Source organism: Sporofaciens sp. JLR.KK001, assembly GCF_036941055.1.
Lineage (GTDB): Bacteria > Bacillota > Clostridia > Lachnospirales > Lachnospiraceae > Sporofaciens.
Genome location: NZ_JAYMNO010000001.1, coordinates 1627114 through 1645766, shown reverse-complemented (window position 1 = coordinate 1645766; position 18653 = coordinate 1627114). Strand labels below are relative to the sequence as shown.

Below are 18653 nucleotides of genomic sequence, written 5' to 3'. Positions count from 1 at the left end.
TACTTATTCGTTTTCTAAACAGCGTTGTTATTGTAACATAAAAACGCGGCATTGTCTAGATGATTTTTGTCTTTTTTACCATTTGAATCAGTTCGGCATTATTACGAGTCCGGCTGAACATATTCAGGATATTCTCCACTGCCTCATCCGCCCTCATGCCATTTAACGCGCGGCGCATATTATCAACCGCCTCCTGCTCCTCCCTGGACAGCAGAAGGTCTTCCCTTCTGGTTCCGGACTGCGGGATGTCGATCGCCGGGAATACCCTCTTCTCAGACAGCTTCCTGTCTAACACCAGTTCCATATTACCGGTTCCCTTGAACTCCTCATAGATCACATCATCCATCTTGCTCCCGGTATTGACAAGAGCCGTCGCCAGGATCGTGAGACTTCCACCGCCGCGCATATTCCTAGCCGCACCGAAGAATCTCTTGGGCATATGCAGCGCCGCCGGGTCAAGACCGCCGGAAAGCGTTCTTCCTGAAGGAGGAACCGTCAGGTTATAAGCTCTCGCCAGACGCGTGATACTGTCAAGCAGTATCATGACGTCCTTCTTGTGCTCTACCAGGCGCTTCGCCCGCTCGATCACCATCTCCGACACACGCTTGTGGTGCTCCGGCAATTCATCAAACGTAGAGTAGATGACTTCAACATTGTCTCCCTCGATGGTCTCCTTGATGTCCGTTACCTCCTCCGGACGCTCGTCGATCAGCAGGATCAGCAGATGGATCTCCGGATTATTCCTCCTTACGGACAGCGCCACCTGCTTAAGCAAGGTTGTCTTACCAGCTTTCGGAGGAGACACGATCATACCGCGCTGCCCCTTCCCGATCGGAGACAAGAGATCTACGATCCTCATGGCAGTGCTCGTCTTGCCGCTCTCAAGCCTGAGTCTCTCATCCGGGAAGATCGGCGTCATATCCTCGAAATTCGTCCTCCGCATCGCCTTCATCGGATCGATATTGTTGATTCTCGTTAAGTATAGTAATGCGCTGAACTTCTCCTGCTGCGTCTTGATCCTCGTATGTCCTTCCAGAATATCTCCCGTCTTAAGATTGAACTTCCGAATCTGGGACGGCGATACATACACGTCGTTCTCTCCCGGCAGGTAGTTGGCGCTCCTGATAAATCCATATCCGTCCGGAAGCACCTCTAAGATTCCGCAGGCTGTAATGCCGCTATCCAATCTATCTATATCATGAACCTCTTTATCTCCTGTATTCGCAGACATCTCCTTCACTGCTTCCCTGGAAGCCTGCTTCTCCTTCTCATCCTCCTCCAGCATACGCTCAACAAGCTCTGCTTTCTTCATTGTCGATATCCCCTTTAAGCCTCTCGCCTTCGCAAGATCTTTGAGTGTAGATAAGGGCAGTGATTCATATTTTTCTCTCATATGGCTATTCCTTTCTAAATTTTTTCCATTAAATATACTAATATTCGATGTATCATATCTAATATATATTCACTGGGATTGAGGGGCCTGAATTGACCCAGTTGGAATCAGATGTTATTATACTACATTTATTGGAAATTTAAAAGCCTTTTTATTGATTTGATTCATTAAGAATGTTATTATATGGATACAGTTCTCCAACCGCAACGCGGCGGTTGGATATTCAGTCTGAGGGAAAGGCGGCGGAATACAATGGCAATATACTGGGACAACCGGCGATATTACTCTCTTGACTATTACCTGAAGCAGACTTACGGCAGGAAGATGTACAAGATCTCACTGGATGCAGGTCTAACCTGCCCCAACCGGGACGGCACCCTGGGTGACCGCGGCTGCATCTTCTGCAGCGCTGGAGGTTCCGGGGATTATGCCGCAGACCGGCACCTCTCCATCACGGAACAGATCCGGACGGGCAAAGCACAAGCCGCGGGCAAATATTCCGGCAACGCTTATATCGCTTATTTCCAGGCATATACCAATACCTATGCTCCGGTCTCCCGTCTGCGCAAGATATTCACCGAAGCATTGGCATCCCCTGATATCTGCATCCTGGATATCGCGACAAGACCTGACTGCCTTGGCCCCGATGTGCTGGAACTTCTGAAAGAACTAAGCATGATCAAGCCCGTATGGATAGAGCTGGGACTCCAGACAATCCATACGCAGACGGCAAAGTTCATTCACAGGGGTTATGAGCTTCCCGTATTTGAACAGGCTGTCTTAAGCTTACGGGCGCTATCCATTCCAGTGATCGTCCATACGATCCTCGGACTTCCAGGAGAAGGCATGCCGCATCTGCTTGCCACAGTCAGCTATCTGAATACCCTGGATATCCAAGGTGTAAAATTTCAATTACTACATATATTAAAGGGTACCGATCTTGCAAAATATTACAAGGAACATCCGTTTCCGCTTCCCGATATGGAAGAATACTTCGTGATGCTCGGCAAGGCGCTGAGTACCCTTCGCCCTGACATTACCGTACACCGGCTTACCGGCGACGGCCCCAAGCCGCTCCTTGTCGCTCCCCTGTGGACGGGACACAAGCGCCGAGTACTGAACGGCCTGCACGCCTATCTGAAGGAGCACGACATCTGGCAGGGAAAAGACTATGAGAAAGGAATGTAACGCATGGATAAACCTCTCAAATTATACAAGCTTATCATATTATATATCCTGAACAGGGTGGATTTCCCCCTGACGAACGCACAGCTCTCTGAATTCATTCTGGATGAGGGATATACGACTTATTTCAAACTTCAACAGGCGATCTCCGAACTGGTGGAATCGAATCTCATACAAGAGGAATCAACCCATAACAGAACCTTCTTCCATATCACAGAGGAAGGCGCCGAGATCGTCTATTACTTCCGCAATGATATCTCCCCTGCCATCCAGAAAGATATCAATGCATTTTTGAAGCAGAAGCGATATGAACTCAAGAACGAAGTATCCGTCAAGTCCGATTATTACCGCAATTCCAATGGGGAATATTTTGTCAAATGCCAGGTCATCGAACAACGGATTCCCCTGATCGAGCTGACCGTTACCGCGCCGACCGAGGCGGAGGCAGAGACGATCGCCAATAACTGGACGAAGAAGAACCAGGAGATCTATGCACATATTATGTCGCAGCTATTATAGGCTTGGCTGCAGCATTTTGATCAGAGTCAAAGACCTCGCGGCAGTCGCCAAATGTGCATGCAAGCATGCCCGCTTGGCTCGTTGCTCGCGGGAATTAAGATAGGAGCATTGAATACTATGAATACCAAGAAATTAGCGGAATTATATGTTAGTTTTTTCAAGATCGGCGGCCTCACCTTCGGCGGCGGGCTTGCCATGCTGCCCATGCTGCAGCGGGAGGTAGTGCAGAAGCATGGTTGGTGTACGGAAGAAGAACTTCTGGATATCTACGCCATCGGTCAGTGTACCCCCGGAATCATCGCAGTCAACACTGCTACCTATGTGGGCTATAAGCAGGCCGGATTCATCGGCGGTGTGTCCGGTACTTTGGGGATGGTCTCCCCTTCCCTCATTATCATCTGCCTGGTCGCTTCGATTCTTAATAATTTCATCCACATGCCGGTGGTCCTTCATGCCCTGGCAGGCATCCGTATCGTTGTATGCGCGCTGATGCTGAACACTGTAGTCAGCATGATGAAGAAAGGGATCATCGACAAGCTGGGCGCCCTGGTCTTTCTTGTTGCCTTTATACTGGCTTGCTTTACGCCGGTTCCAACAGCGCTGGTGATCGTCTTATCCGGAGTCACCGGCATCATTGCCAAACATATCGAAGGGAGGCGTAACGCATGATCTATCTGATCCTTGCATATGAATTCTTCAAGATCGGTCTGTTCTCCATCGGCGGGGGGATGGCGACACTGCCCTTCCTGATGGATCTGACGAACAAATATGACTGGTTTACAGTAAGCGAACTCACCAACATGGTTGCCATCAGCGAGAGCACCCCCGGGCCTGTAGGTATCAATATGGCGACTTACGCCGGATATAACGCCGCCGGCGTCCCGGGAGCGATCGTAGCCACCCTGGCGCTCACGGCGCCGGCTCTGATCATTATCGTGCTGATTGCAAAGTTTCTGGAGAATTTCAGTGAGAATAAGAATGTGAAAGCCGCTTTCTACGGCATCCGCCCGGCTGTGGCCGCCCTGATCGGGTATGCGGTGTGGGAACTGCTCAAGATTGCGATCGTGTCGGTTGTCGAAGGAAATGTACAGGTGAATGTGGTCAATGTGGCGGTTTGTGGTGTTACGTTCGCACTTCTGCAGGTGAAGAAGCTTGGGAAGCTGCATCCCCTGGTGTGGATCGCGGCAGGGGCTTGCGTGGGGGTTGTGCTTGGGATGTAAGTCAAATACTCCCGCGGCAGTCGCCAAATGTGCATGCAAGCATGCCCGCTTGGCTCGTTGCCCGTGGGAATAACAGAATATTGCTCCAGAGGATTCCAAACATTGCCGCAAGATCAATCACCGGATTCAACGCCGTATATGGTACTGTCTGGCCATTAAAAATCTTATTCTGCAGAATATCATTCAATTCAGGATACGTTATTACCTTCCCGATTAATGATTCAAATAACGTATTTTTTCTGGATGTCAGAATACGCTGCGCCTCCACGAATCCATCAGCCGTCCATGCTTTAGCCTTACCGCCCTCTGACCGGCTGATTTCTTCATCCATCAATTTACATAGCTGGGATACAAGAAACGGATATCCGGATGTTTCCGCACAAAGCAGTTCAGCCATCTCTTCCACATCCATCTCAAGTTGGTAATCCTCCATATACTCCCGCAGCATTTCAGCGATTCCCTCTTTTCCAAGACTCATCTCAACACCGAAATCCGAAGCAACATTCCATGGACTATTTACTTTATGATCCTCATCCGATCGCAGCTTCTTCACCAGATTCTTCACATCATACACTCCGGCTAAGATCACTGATCTGAAAGTAGAATACGTCGCACGCCGGATATAATACGCGCGAAGCTGTGCAAGAAAATCAATAAAAACCTGATTGTTCACGGCACTGTCAACCTCATCGATCATCAACACGACCGGCTTATCTGCCTGATCGTCTCCCGCAAATTATTTGAAATATCTGTAATCTCCGCCTTTATTCTTCTTACAAATATGCCGGCAAAGGAGAGCGCAAAGACATTCTCATTCTCAAACTCCCCGGAACCAAACATCTGGAAATCTATGGAAACCCATACATATCTCCCAATCCAATCAATGATACATCACCCCGATTCGCCGCCTCCATAAGACTCTGAGTAAATCCTCCTTTGGAAAATATATAATAATAGTATCTCTCACCTTTCCCAAAAACCTTTGCATACTCTCGGAGCAACTCTAATTCATCCATCCCGATCTTCTCATTTCTGAATTTGCAGGAGCCGATCAGATATTCCTTCCCCTCCACCGGGGTTCCTACAAGATCGATCTGTATCTGCTTCTTCCGCCTGGAATCCGTTCCCCACCACTGCCCGATACCACTTAAGTTCACAGGCAGATCATCCGCATAATAAAGCAAGTATTCCTGGCACATCTTCTCAAAGATCAACCCCATATAATCGGATAAATACTGCTTTACCGCATATGGATATACCTTCTCTATCCTCTCTGAATGGATCGCAGCAATATTCTGCGGAACAAAACGATACCAGAATCTGAAAAAATTATCCGTCAAAAAATAAATCGTCTTCTTCCCCGGCTTCTCTGTAATCGGAGTTTCCTTCTTAATGATCCCAAGATCGATCAATGTCTTAACATACTTTGCACAAGGCCCTGTCTCAATTCCCGTCTTCGTAGAAATATCATTCATACGGGATGCACCTTCTGCAATCGCCCTGATAATAGAATTGTATACCGCAGGCTCCCGCAATTCCTGCTTCAACAGGTTCTCCGGCTCCTCAAACAGATAACTGGAGCTGTCAAACAGATTATCTAAAAGCGCCCGATCTACAGTACTTCGCACTTTTAGCTGATTAATATAGTGAGGGATTCCCCCTGTAATGCCATAAACCAGTGCCTGGTCCTCATAATTAAGAGAGGGATAAAACTGTGCCGACTCCAGATAAGTCAACGGTTCTATCTTGAACTGCGCTGTCCGCCTTCCGTACAGCGGACTCTCATACCCCAATACCTGGTATTCCATAAAACTCATTGATGACCCGCAAAGAATAAGAAATAACCGCCCCTCGCTCCATACATGATCGATCAAATGCTGCAGCATGGAAGAAACAGCCGGCTTAGATTTGGCAAGATATGGATATTCGTCTATTACAAACACTACCCGCTCCTCACCTGACAACTTGCTGATCTCATCGAAGGCATCCTCATATGACTGAAATTCAGCCGTACTGGCAGCATCCGGACGTTCATATTGATGGATAGAATTGGATAATGTACGGAGATTCTCCGGTGCAGTCGCATTCAGCGCAGAAAAATAAATGGTTGGTTTATCCTTACAGAACTCATTGATCAAGGCTGTCTTGCCGACCCGTCTTCTGCCATAGATAATGACACACTCAAAATCAGTATACTGATAACGCTTATTCAACTTGCGAAGTTCTGATTCCCGGCAATGGAACATAGCTTATCCTCCTTCATACCAAGAAACTTACCCATGAGTTAGTAACTTATGAGTAAGTTTATAAATGATAAGTCTATGATACCGCTTTTAAGATGGGGAGTCAATCATTTACTTCAAATCAATTCTTTTATTTCTGTCATCCTATTAAAAAATGGATCCTCCGCAATAAGCGACAGAAACTCTTCATCCATAATCTTTAGATTATGAATAAGCCCCAACATGATCTCATCCAGCCTTTTGCTCTGACTCTCGGCAATTGACGGCAATAACTCCAGATATCTGCATAAATAATCCAATATCCCCTCCTGCGCCCGTTCAATACACCGGATATCTCGTTCTTCCCTTGTCTCTTGCGCATATAATGGCCTTCCGCAGGAATCAAATCCACACACCGACGGATGCGGCGCCGTCAATATCGTCTCCAGCACATAATAATTATCATAGATACTGCTGCCCTCCGTCTCTTCTATTCTGTAAAATGGCTCAATATCCAACCCCTTGTCTCTCATAAAATCCGGCTCAAGCTGCAAAAAATAAAGCCCCTTCATATGCGGCTCCACCATTCTCTGCACATACATCTGCGTCGTTCCCTTTGCCACAAAATCAAAAAAGGCAATCTCCCCTTCCTTCCTGTCCAAACCGCCTATGTATGTTCTGTATTTCCGGCGTTCCTCCTGGGCATGCATCAGAATACTCTCCCGGTAATCCAGCAACCCCATGCTCTTGTCACATCCATTTTCCGCGGCTTCCAGCCCAAACCGAACCCGCAGATTCTCCTCTAACGTACCGCCGAACCTCATACTTTCTACATAAGCGATATCGGAATCATCCATCATCCCCGCCCTGATCGCCGCCGTCCGGGACGTATGGAAATACACCGTCTCTGCATCTTCCTCTAACATTCGATACAGTTTCTGTAACAGGTATCCGTCTCTTGCGCCAAACCAGATATTCTTGATCCCATAATGCTGCACACGCTCCCGAAACCAGAACAGAAAATCCGTGATCACAGGCGCACAGATCAGATAACCGATATCATAAACATCCGCCAGTCCGATCCTTCTGTCTTCTGATTCGAACTGAAATGGATCATTGAACAGCCGTGCCGCAAACATCCCTGCTTTCAGCCGCTCTGATATGCTCTCCATACATTCTTCTATCCCCATGCCGCCGACTGCGTCCAACAACTCTTCCCCACTGAAAATATGATAGGTGTCCATTCCTTCTTTACCCGCCATCTCCATATCTGCCGTAAGATCATCACCGATATGCAAGTATTTCCTGTTCCCTTCTCTCTCCCTCAGCTTAGCGAAGAGCTTCTGCGTCTTCCCCGTACCATACTCACAGGACGCAAGCAGCCCCTGATATCCGGTCAAATGACATTTCTCCAAGACAGCTTCTATCTGTTTCTGACGGTAATAAGTATCCGTCACGATATAGACTGATTTTCCCTGACGGATGCAATGCTCATAGACCTCACATACCGCATGCCTTGCCAGAATAGTCCTATAGTCAATCTCCCATTCCATCTGCGCAAGCTCCGAGGGCCGGATAACTTGAGTATCCATTTTACATAATATATCCTCATAGATTGCCTCCAGAGTCGGCGCCCCGTATTTGGCCAGCCGCTTCTCCGCCTCCAGACGATGCGCCGCAAAATTATCGATACGAATTCCCTTCTCCTGCAATGCTGCCGATAGCAATTCTATGATGTCTGCTGATGTCAGCACCTCACGCATAATGAGTGTGTCAAAGAGATCGAAGCTCACTACCTCTGCCTCTGCGATCTTCTGATACAGTTCTTCCCTGGTACTTCCCGCTACATTTGTAAAATCATAGGTAACAGTTTTTCTTTCCAGCAGATCCTTCCCTCTAATATCCATAAGGGCAATTCCCTGCTCTCTGCAGGTATCTCCGATTCTCCTTGCTATCGCCTTGCAGGAGCCTGGGCGGGCGACTACTATGATCAGCTTCACGCCTTCTTCTATTACCCGTGACAGTGATAGGATGTCCTTCCCGTGAATCTGGCCGCTATCCTGGAAACTATCCAACAGGCCGATAATCTCAAAATGCTCTTCGAGGGAAAGAAGCGCCTTTCTTGTCTCCGTTCCTAAGCCGTATAGAGCGATCTTCTTACCGTAATATTTCTGAAACAAGTTTTCTTCCGCTGACATACAGACACTCCTCTCTTTTATTCCAGCGAACGACAAACTAAACGGGCATGCTTGCATACATATCTTGCGGCTGCCGCTAGATGCAAATATCAGTTATTATAAATCCGTCACACCAGATCTTCCACAAGTTCCATGAGTCTATTTTCAAAGGCTTGCATAGAGAAATATTTTTCATATACGCCTCGTGCATTCCTGCCCATCTCTTTCAGGTTGTAACTTCCCCGAATACATCTTCTCAGCATTTCTCTTAATTGCTCTGCATTCCCGCTCTGGAACACAATACTGTCTATCCCGTCTCCTATATATTGGACCGTGCCTGTAGTATCCGAAATAAGACAAGGCAAACCATGCATCATCGCCTCTGCCGCCACCGTAGGCATTGGGTCTTCTCTTGACGGGCACACTAATACATCCGATCGATCTAACAGTGTATCTATCTCTTCCCTATCTACTAGTCCTGTAATAACAATCTCAGGAATATTCCCGGAAGCCTCTATGAGATTCTGTGCCATCAGGGATGTATTCTGTCCGACAAAAATAAACTCCGCTTTCTTCCTGAACTCATCTTCCAATCCCTTGATTGCTTCAAGAAGAATATCCTGTCCCTTCCTATGTTCTATGTACCCGATGGTGATAAAACGTATGACAGAGTCTGAATTCACCTTATTTTTTCTATCTGCCTGATCTGCCACTCCATAGAGCAGATCTTCTATCTGCAGGTCTGGCCGGAATGTCTGCACCGCTTTCTTTGGAATTGGGCCAACACTCCATATCTGCATATTATCCTGTGATATCTTTTCCATCACTTCCTGACGGATTCCATCATAGAAAAATAATGCATCATGGAGCCACCATACAACAGGAACGTTCTGGCCTCTCTCAGAAAGGAATACATGATAATTCATGGTGTTACAGATGATCAATGAATAACCGTTTGTCCACTCTGCTTCCTTCATTGTCTCGATCATTAGATTCTCATCCACGATTATAGGAATTCCTTCTTCGGTCAAGGTTCTACGAAGAGGGCCATCCAGCATAGATCCATAAACTGCCTGGTAGCCGTTTTTCCGTAATATTTGTGCAGCATGGTAAAGTGCAAGAGCCGGACCTCCTAAGGTAAGGTCATGGCTTAATAATAAAATCTTTTTATTTTCTGATTCATTCTTATCCTTTGGTTCGTAATAATGGATTGCCCTTTTCTTTACTTGGTGATAGATCAAGTTATGTAAATCAAAGAAATGATAGATTCTGCTTTCTTCTATTCCCAGCTGTATTAGCTGGAACTTCATAGCTTTGACATAGAAGCTTAGGATGACGATTGCATCGAATTCATATTGGCAGACTGCTTCTGGCGGGATTACAAGGATATTGTCTATATACTGGCCTTGCTTTTCTTTGGAATTGTCAATCAGGGCAATGATGTCCTCTTTTGCAAACCATATTTTGTAACGGTTGTAGTATTCACCTGTACCGAAAAGTAGGAATTTCATTTTAACACTCCTCAGTTATTTCTATTTTTCAACATTCTTTACTTCACACTCTTACTGGGCACTTCCAAACGATTCTATCTCTGCCAATTCCCATATTCTGCAATTTTATAATAATATCTTTCGCATATTCATATTTACTTACAGCAACCAAAATAATATCATATTCTATATCTAAAATATTCTGCGGCGCTTTTACATCCTGTCCTTCTGTCCAATGGCTGTCCACCCACAATACAATCTGATATCCCATTTTGCTTAACTGCAATTGAAAGTCTCTTCCCATTTTCCCTGCACCATACAGTACAATCTTCTTTCCCTTTAAGCCATCTGTATCAAGTATAAATTCCGGTATATGGATCACATCATCAAATCCCATCTGTTCATTCAAGGCCATAAGCACCATGACAGATATCCAATACTGTAATTGCTTTACCATAATTTTCCCTGATGAATGCTTATTAAAATCCTGTATCAAACTCAAATAAGCCATATTAATATCACTTAACATATTGGGATTTGTCCCATGAAACGCAGACTCACTTCTATACCGATAATGATAAAAACACTTATGGGAAATACGAATAGATTGACATCTCAAGCAATATTTATACAAAAAAACTGTATCCTCAGCAAATTTCATACCAGTATCCAATTCCTTATAAATATCCTTCACAATGTCTGTCCGATATAGTTTATTCCAAATCCATGGCGTCAGACGCTGCAATTCCTTCGTCTCCATATCAAAAATCATCGTTTGCAGCACACCGTCTATGTTCTGCAAGTCATAAATTCCTTCAGGATACTTATCCATGTACTCAACCACAACTCCGGCCTGAACCTCATAATGCACTCCGGCCGTAACCATATCTGCTTCCTCTATATTCCCCACCAGATGTTCAATCATATCCGAATCTATCCAATCATCTGAATCTATAAATAGCAGATACTCTCCCGAAGCCTGATCGATCCCCGTCATTCTTGCTCTGACAACACCTGAATTCTCTTGCCTGATATACTTAATCCTCTTATCCTTTTTTAAAAAAGACCGGCAAATCATATCTGATCCATCCATAGAACCATCATCTATCAGGATAACTTCTATTTTCTCATAGGTCTGGTCCATAATACTTTGTATGCACTTTTTCACATAAGACGCCGTATTATATATAGGTACAACTACACTTACAACTACACTATCATTCATTTTCATTAACCATTGTTTCTATCGAAATCTTTTGATAAGGCACATCTTCTAAATCTTTCTTTATTTTATTTAAAAAATAGAACGAAGTAATCACTATGACATCACACTCCGGTAATTTTTCTGTTGGATGATATACCGGATAATCTACATGAATCTTGTCTTTTTGACGATCAATTATATACTCTATGTTCAATTCACTTCCCTTTAACTCTTCAACCAAATGTTGTCCAAAAACCCCGTAACCATATATGCTGATTCTCTTATATCCTTGTTCCAACAAATATTGATCCAGCCTTATCCCTCTCTCCCGTAGGCTCATCCATTTGTCCAAAACCCTCAGATATTTTTCAAACTTATCACATTCCTTTTGTATTCTTAGTAGTTCGTCGGTATCAGAATGATAAGCCGGCATATATTTCCACTTTTTGTCTACATAATCTTTTTTTGCCTTTTTTATACCTTCAAGAAATGCCGTTCCAAATCTTTCATCCGGTTCCAAATGCATACCTTCTCCCCACTCATTCCATGCATTTATAAATACAATCTCACTGCCGTTCGCAGCATTTTTTGCCATTAATTCTGTCAAACAGCCGCAAAAATGTTCTGGCGTGGCATCTCGGACAACTACTCCTTCTATCCCCCGCCTCGGAGTATCGTCATATCCGGAAAAGCCTCCAAAATATGTTTTTCTTCCGTTTGGTCCAGTATTTAAGATCTGTTCCCATACTTTTTTATAATCTACAGAAAAAACTCTATTTTCTGCCTTAAATCCTATAAGCCTACGGAATGATTTCACCGGTTCATGAATTAATTCTGCATCAAGCTCCATCGTCACAGAAGAGTCTACATTTCCTCCAATAAAATATAATCCTTTTAATCCTGATTCTATCGCCAGCTCCTTCCAATACAGTATCATTTCTTCTAAACATGGAATATCTGACGCCTTATAAAAAACGAAAAGTGGTTTCCCATCCACATGGATATACCGTGAATCCTGAAAAAAAGGAAGCAGATACTCAAAATGCTCTTTCCACTGTTCCTTTTCTCCGTATTTTTGTTCTAAAAGAATAGCCCGATCTCCCATTTTTTTCATAGGTTCATTCAAATTTGACCAAACATTCCCTTTCACGTTACTCCAAGATCTTGCCCAAGTCTCGTTTGCCCAGCAAAAGCAAAACGGCATATATACTTCTTTCCACTGTAATAAGTTCTCAGCCGGCTTTTCAAGAATCCTTTTTCCTTCATTAAACCAATAGTGATACATACAGACGCCATCTACTCCATATTGCTTCATAAGTTCTGCCTGCCACAGCATGGTCTCCTGATCCGTCAGATCATAATAATTCTGATCTAACGGTACATGCGGCTGAAAATGTCCTTCAAACAGAGGTACAGCCTGTCTTGTACTTACCCAGTCAGTGAACCCCTCCCCCCACCATTCATCATTTTCCTTTACTCTATGAAATTGAGGTAAATACATAGCTATTACTCTCACGAGAATCATTCCTCCCAAAATTCTATATAATTGACTATCTTTTTCTTTTTCAAAATCCTCTTAATTTCTTCCCTTGCGCTCTTCTCAAACACAGTCACAATAACCCCCATATCTGATCCTACTCTTACCTTTTCTATTGAAAAAACAGGCACTCCCTCAGATATTTCTCTTTTAGCCTCCTCACTGACAAGATAACCTGCAGGCAATAAATTCTCTTCACGCAACACATAATGACAGAATCTTCCAAGTGTACCCGCACCATATAGATAAAAGCAAGGATTTTTCCTTGCAAATTCAATCATCTTCCTTGTACTTTTTCTATATTCCTCTATCATATCCACCGTATAAAACGGGAAAAAATGTCTTATTTCCGAAAAAATCTTGCTCGTAGAATACTGCAGATAATTTGTTTGTCTTTCTGCATATGATGATGTCATTACTGTTCCTGTATCATATCCGGCATCCTGTGCAACATAAGCAAAAATGCGTTCTATACCGTAGCTTAAATATTTTTCTGACATTAAACCCTCATCATTAAAATCGTCATATGTCCATCTTCTATCAAACAATTTACTTAATGCTTCTTTTCGAAACCACAACGCTGTCCCTAAAGTAATCGGCGGTCTATTTTCGGTCAAATCGGCTCTAAGTTCCAATTCTTCTGCAATCTTTTTTGTTATTGAAAAAGAGCCGTACCAGCCAAAACCATACCATGCAGCAAAGTGATCTCCGATTGGATCCGGAGGTGCCAATATTCCTAACCTGTCATTTTCTTCAAATCTCCTCAAAATATTATCTATATAAGACTCGCTTCCAAGCAAATTCTCCCATAAGTTCTCTATCCACAAACTGGTCGCATCTTTTAACTTGATATCATGTGCCTTCTTATCATGAACGAAGCATATGTATTGATACTTTTTGACAATCTCCGAAGCCGCAACCAAAAGAGCGCTTACATCCCGTCCGGTATTCTCCTTCAGAATATACCGGATATGCCCCCTTCTCAATTGTTCCATACAGCTTTGAACCGTTTCCAACACCTCTGCTTTTGATGAAATAATATATACGTCTATAGAATCCGGTATTCCATCAATATAACCATAATAGTTCGGCAGTGTATCAATATAAAACAGATAAAGAATAACTGCTGCTTTTTCATGAATCATATTCTGTGTAATTCCAGTCGTTCTTAATGAGTCCACAGGAAATATGTAAACTAAATTCTTCTCAAATCTAATATCATACACATTTTTCATATTTTCTTTCCAACACTAAACTATTATTTTAAATATTCAATTATAGGAGCCATCATTTTCTCCCACGTAAAATGTTCAGTCGCATAATCCCTCATTCTTCTATTCAAATTCTTCTGCAAGACAATATTTTCATAGAAATCAATGATTCCTCTCATATCTACAGGCTCTGAATTATTAGATACTTTCATGATATATTCTGCATCTTCAGGAAACCGCATATCATGATACCCACATACAAAAGGAATTCCTCTTGCGCAATATTCAGCCCCCTTTATTGGAGTGACTGAATGAATACCTGTTTTGTATAATCCCAGTGAACTAACTGCTATGTCTGCCTGTTCATATTGTCTATTCAAGCCTTCCCCTTCCAACATGCCGCAAAATTCTACTCTGGACTGCAAACCATATTCCTCAGTCAATAAACAATATTTCCCCTTTTCCGGCCCATCTCCAACTATTTTAAAAATAATGTCATATTCCTGATTGCCATCAGCATAATAATTATAAATCCCTTCTAATATTCTCTCATATCCATGCCATATAGCCATACTTCCTACGCTAATCAGAACTATTTTCTTATCTATTTTCTTCTTCATATGCAGCGGACATTTATCCATATCTACACCATTTAACAGTTTAATGCATGATATACCCCATATATTTTCAGCTTCTGTATTGGTCGCTGCACACTTAATGAATCGATATAACTGCTTTCTATAATATTCATCTTCTATCCTAATCCGCTCGTTTGTAATCTCTCCATCATATGGATAAGTTGGAATTTCTAACACTGATTTTATATTTTTATTTTTTTGAGACTCTAGGAAATTCATAAAGCTTCTATCCGCGAAATCATACCTGATGTAAGTTCTTTGTATCTTATATTTATCAAGCCATACATCTATTGATTTATTACACATTGCACTCGTAACAGCTAACTCTTTATCAATAACACGATTTCCTTCCATTAGATAAATCATTTTACCTTTTCGAGTTGTATAATAAACCCTCTTCCAGCTTTGCTGAAATATCTTAATCTGCGACATTATTTTTTTAGTTATGCCAAAATAAGAGGTATGGAATAAATCTGCATATGTAATATATATCACGATATCATTCCCTCCAAAAATTCTCCCAGAAAAACAATTTTACTTTCCGGAACAAATGAGACTAGATCTCTTTTAATTTCCTGATAATATCTGACAGACGCCACGACTATCAGCTCTTGATCATAAATCTTCTGTAATTGTCTGGGTCTGATAACTGGTATTTCTCCAATACCCAATTGCAAGCATCCCTGCTTGTCCACCACAGCAGGGATCTCCAGCAAATGATCACATGCCTGATAAAAGTGTATTCCTAAATATCCGCCGCCATAAATATACAATTTCTTAACGTTCCATTGATCTATTCTCTTCTTCAAGCAGGCTTTATCTAATAATTTCCCCATTATCTCAAAACTGCATTCTGCAATCTCTAAATCATTCTTATATATGTCAATTAACCGCTCTAATATATCTGTGCTTTCCTCTGCCATCTTAGATTTTTCCCCTTTTATTTGGTAAGTGAATCCCTTAAAATATCTGCAATCCGGACAGATGCCTGTCCATCCCCATATGGATTTTCTGCACTGCTCATACCCTTATATATTGATGGATCTGTAAGTAATCTACCGAACTCCCGATATATATCTTTTTCCTCTGTTCCTACCAATTTCAATACTCCTGTTTCGATTCCCTCCGGCCTCTCCGTCGTATCTCTCATTACAAGAACAGGCTTACCTAATGACGCCGCTTCTTCCTGCACCCCGCCTGAATCCGTCAAGATAAGATAAGCTCTGGACATAAAATTATGAAAATCCAACACATCCAATGGTTTAATCAATCTTATGTTCGGACAATCTCCAAATTCTCTCATAGCGATTTCTTGTATTACCGGATTCAAATGTACCGGATATACTAATTTCACCTGCCGATGTTCATTCAATACCCTTTTTACCGCTCTGAACATATTCTTCATTGGTTCTCCAAGGTTTTCGCGCCTATGTGCTGTAAAAAGGACAAACCTTGAATTACTGTCCGGCTCATCTGCTTTTATCGCCCATTCCAGATCCGGATGTGAATAATCATCTATCACTGTTGTCTTAAGTGCATCTATCACTGTATTTCCTGTAACGTATACTTTTTTCGGCAGCTTACCTTCTTTTATCAAGTTTGCTTTCGTTGCTTTGGTCGGTGCAAAATGAAATTCCGTAATCAGAGAAACTGCTTCCCGGTTAAACTCTTCCGGAAAGGGGGAGTATATATTATTCGTCCTAAGTCCTGCCTCAACATGCCCAACCGGAATTTGAAGATAATATGCTGCCAAGGCCGTTGCAAAGGCCGTTGATGTATCACCATGAACCAATACAACATCTGGAACAACCTTTATGATTACATCTTTGATCCCTTCTATGACATTTATAGTAATATCGAAAAGTGACTGACTCTCTTTCATAATCGCAAGATCAAAATCAGGAATCACCGAAAACGCATTCAATACCTGATCCAACATTTCTCTATGCTGTCCTGTCACCGCAACAATTGTCGCAAATTCCTTTCTCCTTTTTAATTCATTAATTACAGGACACATTTTAATAGCTTCAGGTCTTGTACCAAAAACAATCAAGATTTTTTTCTTACTCATAACCGGTAAACACCTTCAATTTCAATAACATTTCGAGTATCAAGAATAATTTTATTTCTAATGATATCTAACTGCTCGATAATCTGTTTATGTCCAACCATGATAATAATAAAATCAACATTCTCAGTAAACTCTTTAAACTCTAAAAACTGGTTTTCCAATATCTTTTCTTTTATATAGGGGTCATATACTTTAATCCCTGATGCTAAATGTTTTTTCATAATTGACAACATCTGCAATGTCGGACTCTCCCTTATGTCATCAACATCCTCTTTGTATGTCAATCCATAAAGTCCAATCCGGGATATATTATTTATCCCCTCTTTTTCCATAATCTCAGAAATTCTTTCCAGAACATACTCTGGCATAGAATCATTGATCTTTCTTGCCGCTAAAATGATATTGGCCAGTCCCGGATAATCTCCAACCAAAAACCACGGATCTACAGAAATGCAATGTCCTCCCACTCCTGGTCCCGGCGATAAGATATTTACCCTTGGATGCATGTTGGCAGTACGGATTATTTCATAAACATTTAATTCCGCTTCCTTACATATTTTAGTTAGTTCATTTGCAAAAGCTATATTGATATCCCTATATGTATTTTCTACAACTTTTATCATCTCTGCCGTTCTTATATCCGTTGTGACAATTGTTCCTTTACAAAAAGATTGATATATCGTTTTTATCAAAGTTCCTATTTCATTAGTATCTGCCCCAATAATTCTGGAATTATTTTCTAATTCAAATAATATTTTTCCAGGTATAATCCTCTCAGGTGCATGTGCCAACTTCACGCCCTCGTGTCCATCAATTAATGGTCTGATATATCGGTCAATCGTTCCCGGAGAGATAGTAGATTCAATCACAATAACACAATCTCCAGGGCAAACTTTTAAAATTTTCGTAACGGCACCTATAACATATGATGCATCTACTTTTTTTGATGTTTTGATATACGGAGTAGGAACAGCCACTATATATACATCTGCCTGTTCATACTCCACAGTGAATCGGATATCTCTATTACATGCCTCTTTCAAAAGCTCTTCCATTCCATTTTCGCTGAATCTCATGCACTTGTCTGCAAGTTCACTTATCAGTTTCTGGTTTAAATCTGTCCCAACTATTTCATAATTCCCTTTTGTCAGCATGAGAGCAGTTGGCAGTCCAATATAGCCCAATCCTATAATATTAATTTTCAACTCATTATCACCTAAATTTCTCATATGCTTCTCCATACATTATTTGAACCGCCGATTTTATACTTATTCAGCAAATATTTTCATATCTTATATCTCATATAATATATCTTCTAATGATATAACCGGACATTCTAATTTCTTCTCTATTTTTTCTGCTATTTCCTCAAAATATGTAATTGCTGTAACTACAACCGCATCAACCTCTTCAAGGGTATCTTCCATTGTTACAATATCCAGATCTAAATAAATGGAATCTGCCCGATTATCAATTCCATAAACAACTTCTATTTTGGATTCCCTTAATTCATCTAACAGAGTTTCACCTGCATAACTCATCCCATAAATCGCTATCTTTTCATATCCGTTAGTTTCAAAATATTCTGACAGATTTTTCCCTTCCTGCTTTACTTTTACCCATTGATTCATCATCAAAAATAAAGCAAGATGCTTATCCGACAGATTATTTGTTTTAGAAAGTGATTTCCCCAAAACTTTAGTCACTGCCCCCGCTCCTGCTATTACGCCTGCAATTCCTGATATAACTGAAATAATTCCTTTTTTCATCCTGTTTTCTCCTTATT

The 18653-nt window shown here is 42.1% G+C and carries 17 protein-coding genes; 4 read left to right on the top strand and 13 right to left on the bottom strand.

Annotation, left to right across the window (positions count from 1 at the left end; genetic code table 11):
• Positions 1 to 55 precede the first annotated feature (55 nt).
• Positions 56 to 1393 (bottom strand): transcription termination factor Rho, encoded by a 1338-nt coding sequence (rho, locus tag VSQ62_RS08835; RefSeq protein WP_334634373.1) that lies wholly within the window; start codon positions 1391 to 1393, stop codon positions 56 to 58.
• Between the two features lie 252 nt (positions 1394 to 1645).
• Between rho and mnmL the strand changes: the two genes are divergently transcribed.
• The 4 genes from mnmL (at position 1646) to VSQ62_RS08815 (ending at position 4317) form a co-directional block, all read left to right on the top strand.
• Positions 1646 to 2581, top strand: a complete 936-nt coding sequence (gene mnmL, locus VSQ62_RS08830; protein ID WP_334634371.1) for a tRNA modification radical SAM protein MnmL/YtqA — start codon at positions 1646 to 1648, stop codon at positions 2579 to 2581.
• Between the two features lie 3 nt (positions 2582 to 2584).
• Positions 2585 to 3097 carry a DUF4364 family protein gene (locus tag VSQ62_RS08825; protein WP_334634370.1) on the top strand — a complete coding sequence of 171 codons (513 nt, stop codon included), beginning with the start codon at positions 2585 to 2587 and terminating at the stop codon, positions 3095 to 3097.
• A gap of 117 nt (positions 3098 to 3214) precedes the next feature.
• Positions 3215 to 3766, top strand: coding sequence for a chromate transporter (locus tag VSQ62_RS08820; RefSeq protein ID WP_334634369.1), 552 nt, complete (start codon positions 3215 to 3217; stop codon positions 3764 to 3766).
• Complete coding sequence (locus VSQ62_RS08815) at positions 3763 to 4317, top strand: chromate transporter (RefSeq protein ID WP_334634367.1); 555 nt, start codon at positions 3763 to 3765, stop codon at positions 4315 to 4317. Before VSQ62_RS08820 ends, VSQ62_RS08815 begins: the two co-directional genes overlap by 4 nt.
• Position 4318: 1 nt before the next feature.
• On the opposite strand, the gene VSQ62_RS08810 is transcribed toward VSQ62_RS08815, so the two are convergent.
• From VSQ62_RS08810 to VSQ62_RS08755, 12 genes are all read right to left on the bottom strand, one after another.
• Positions 4319 to 5014: a hypothetical protein gene (locus tag VSQ62_RS08810; protein WP_334634365.1), complete on the bottom strand. Its 696-nt coding sequence runs from the start codon at positions 5012 to 5014 to the stop codon at positions 4319 to 4321.
• A gap of 151 nt (positions 5015 to 5165) precedes the next feature.
• Positions 5166 to 6563, bottom strand: coding sequence for an ATP-binding protein (locus VSQ62_RS08805; protein ID WP_334634363.1), 1398 nt, complete (start codon positions 6561 to 6563; stop codon positions 5166 to 5168).
• Between the two features lie 113 nt (positions 6564 to 6676).
• Entirely contained in the window at positions 6677 to 8737 is a 2061-nt protein-coding gene (locus VSQ62_RS08800) for a hypothetical protein (protein WP_334634362.1), read from the bottom strand.
• Between the two features lie 107 nt (positions 8738 to 8844).
• Entirely contained in the window at positions 8845 to 10227 is a 1383-nt protein-coding gene (locus tag VSQ62_RS08795) for a glycosyltransferase family 4 protein (RefSeq protein WP_334634361.1), read from the bottom strand.
• A 43-nt stretch (positions 10228 to 10270) separates the two neighbouring features.
• Positions 10271 to 11437: a glycosyltransferase family 2 protein gene (locus VSQ62_RS08790; RefSeq protein WP_334634360.1), complete on the bottom strand. Its 1167-nt coding sequence runs from the start codon at positions 11435 to 11437 to the stop codon at positions 10271 to 10273.
• Positions 11424 to 12926, bottom strand: coding sequence for a glycoside hydrolase family 99-like domain-containing protein (locus VSQ62_RS08785; RefSeq protein WP_334634358.1), 1503 nt, complete (start codon positions 12924 to 12926; stop codon positions 11424 to 11426). Before VSQ62_RS08785 ends, VSQ62_RS08790 begins: the two co-directional genes overlap by 14 nt.
• A 5-nt stretch (positions 12927 to 12931) precedes the next feature.
• On the bottom strand, positions 12932 to 14182 hold the full coding sequence (locus tag VSQ62_RS08780; protein WP_334634357.1) for a rhamnan synthesis F family protein: 1251 nt from the start codon (positions 14180 to 14182) through the stop codon (positions 12932 to 12934).
• Positions 14183 to 14205: 23 nt separating this feature from the next.
• Entirely contained in the window at positions 14206 to 15291 is a 1086-nt protein-coding gene (locus VSQ62_RS08775; protein WP_334634355.1) for a glycosyltransferase, read from the bottom strand.
• On the bottom strand, positions 15288 to 15719 hold the full coding sequence (locus VSQ62_RS08770) for a hypothetical protein (RefSeq protein ID WP_334634354.1): 432 nt from the start codon (positions 15717 to 15719) through the stop codon (positions 15288 to 15290). The genes VSQ62_RS08775 and VSQ62_RS08770 overlap by 4 nt, the downstream gene beginning before the upstream one ends.
• A 17-nt stretch (positions 15720 to 15736) precedes the next feature.
• A complete protein-coding gene (gene wecB, locus VSQ62_RS08765; RefSeq protein WP_334634352.1) occupies positions 15737 to 16867 on the bottom strand; it encodes a non-hydrolyzing UDP-N-acetylglucosamine 2-epimerase in 1131 nt (376 codons plus the stop codon).
• Complete coding sequence (locus VSQ62_RS08760) at positions 16864 to 18096, bottom strand: nucleotide sugar dehydrogenase (protein WP_334634351.1); 1233 nt, start codon at positions 18094 to 18096, stop codon at positions 16864 to 16866. Before VSQ62_RS08760 ends, wecB begins: the two co-directional genes overlap by 4 nt.
• Before the next feature lie 63 nt (positions 18097 to 18159).
• The gene (locus tag VSQ62_RS08755) at positions 18160 to 18636 is read right to left on the bottom strand and encodes a hypothetical protein (RefSeq protein ID WP_334634349.1); all 477 of its coding nucleotides are present in this window, start codon (positions 18634 to 18636) and stop codon (positions 18160 to 18162) included.
• Between the last annotated feature and the right edge of the window lie 17 nt (positions 18637 to 18653).

Coding starts and splice junctions, on each gene's coding strand:
- rho (WP_334634373.1), bottom strand. CDS start 1,393: ATGAGAGAAAAATATGAATCACTGCCCTTATCTACACTCAAAGATCTT.
- mnmL (WP_334634371.1), top strand. CDS start 1,646: ATGGCAATATACTGGGACAACCGGCGATATTACTCTCTTGACTATTAC.
- VSQ62_RS08825 (WP_334634370.1), top strand. CDS start 2,585: ATGGATAAACCTCTCAAATTATACAAGCTTATCATATTATATATCCTG.
- VSQ62_RS08820 (WP_334634369.1), top strand. CDS start 3,215: ATGAATACCAAGAAATTAGCGGAATTATATGTTAGTTTTTTCAAGATC.
- VSQ62_RS08815 (WP_334634367.1), top strand. CDS start 3,763: ATGATCTATCTGATCCTTGCATATGAATTCTTCAAGATCGGTCTGTTC.
- VSQ62_RS08810 (WP_334634365.1), bottom strand. CDS start 5,014: ATGATCGATGAGGTTGACAGTGCCGTGAACAATCAGGTTTTTATTGAT.
- VSQ62_RS08805 (WP_334634363.1), bottom strand. CDS start 6,563: ATGTTCCATTGCCGGGAATCAGAACTTCGCAAGTTGAATAAGCGTTAT.
- VSQ62_RS08800 (WP_334634362.1), bottom strand. CDS start 8,737: ATGTCAGCGGAAGAAAACTTGTTTCAGAAATATTACGGTAAGAAGATC.
- VSQ62_RS08795 (WP_334634361.1), bottom strand. CDS start 10,227: ATGAAATTCCTACTTTTCGGTACAGGTGAATACTACAACCGTTACAAA.
- VSQ62_RS08790 (WP_334634360.1), bottom strand. CDS start 11,437: ATGAAAATGAATGATAGTGTAGTTGTAAGTGTAGTTGTACCTATATAT.
- VSQ62_RS08780 (WP_334634357.1), bottom strand. CDS start 14,182: ATGAAAAATGTGTATGATATTAGATTTGAGAAGAATTTAGTTTACATA.
- VSQ62_RS08770 (WP_334634354.1), bottom strand. CDS start 15,719: ATGGCAGAGGAAAGCACAGATATATTAGAGCGGTTAATTGACATATAT.
- wecB (WP_334634352.1), bottom strand. CDS start 16,867: ATGAGTAAGAAAAAAATCTTGATTGTTTTTGGTACAAGACCTGAAGCT.
- VSQ62_RS08760 (WP_334634351.1), bottom strand. CDS start 18,096: ATGAGAAATTTAGGTGATAATGAGTTGAAAATTAATATTATAGGATTG.
- VSQ62_RS08755 (WP_334634349.1), bottom strand. CDS start 18,636: ATGAAAAAAGGAATTATTTCAGTTATATCAGGAATTGCAGGCGTAATA.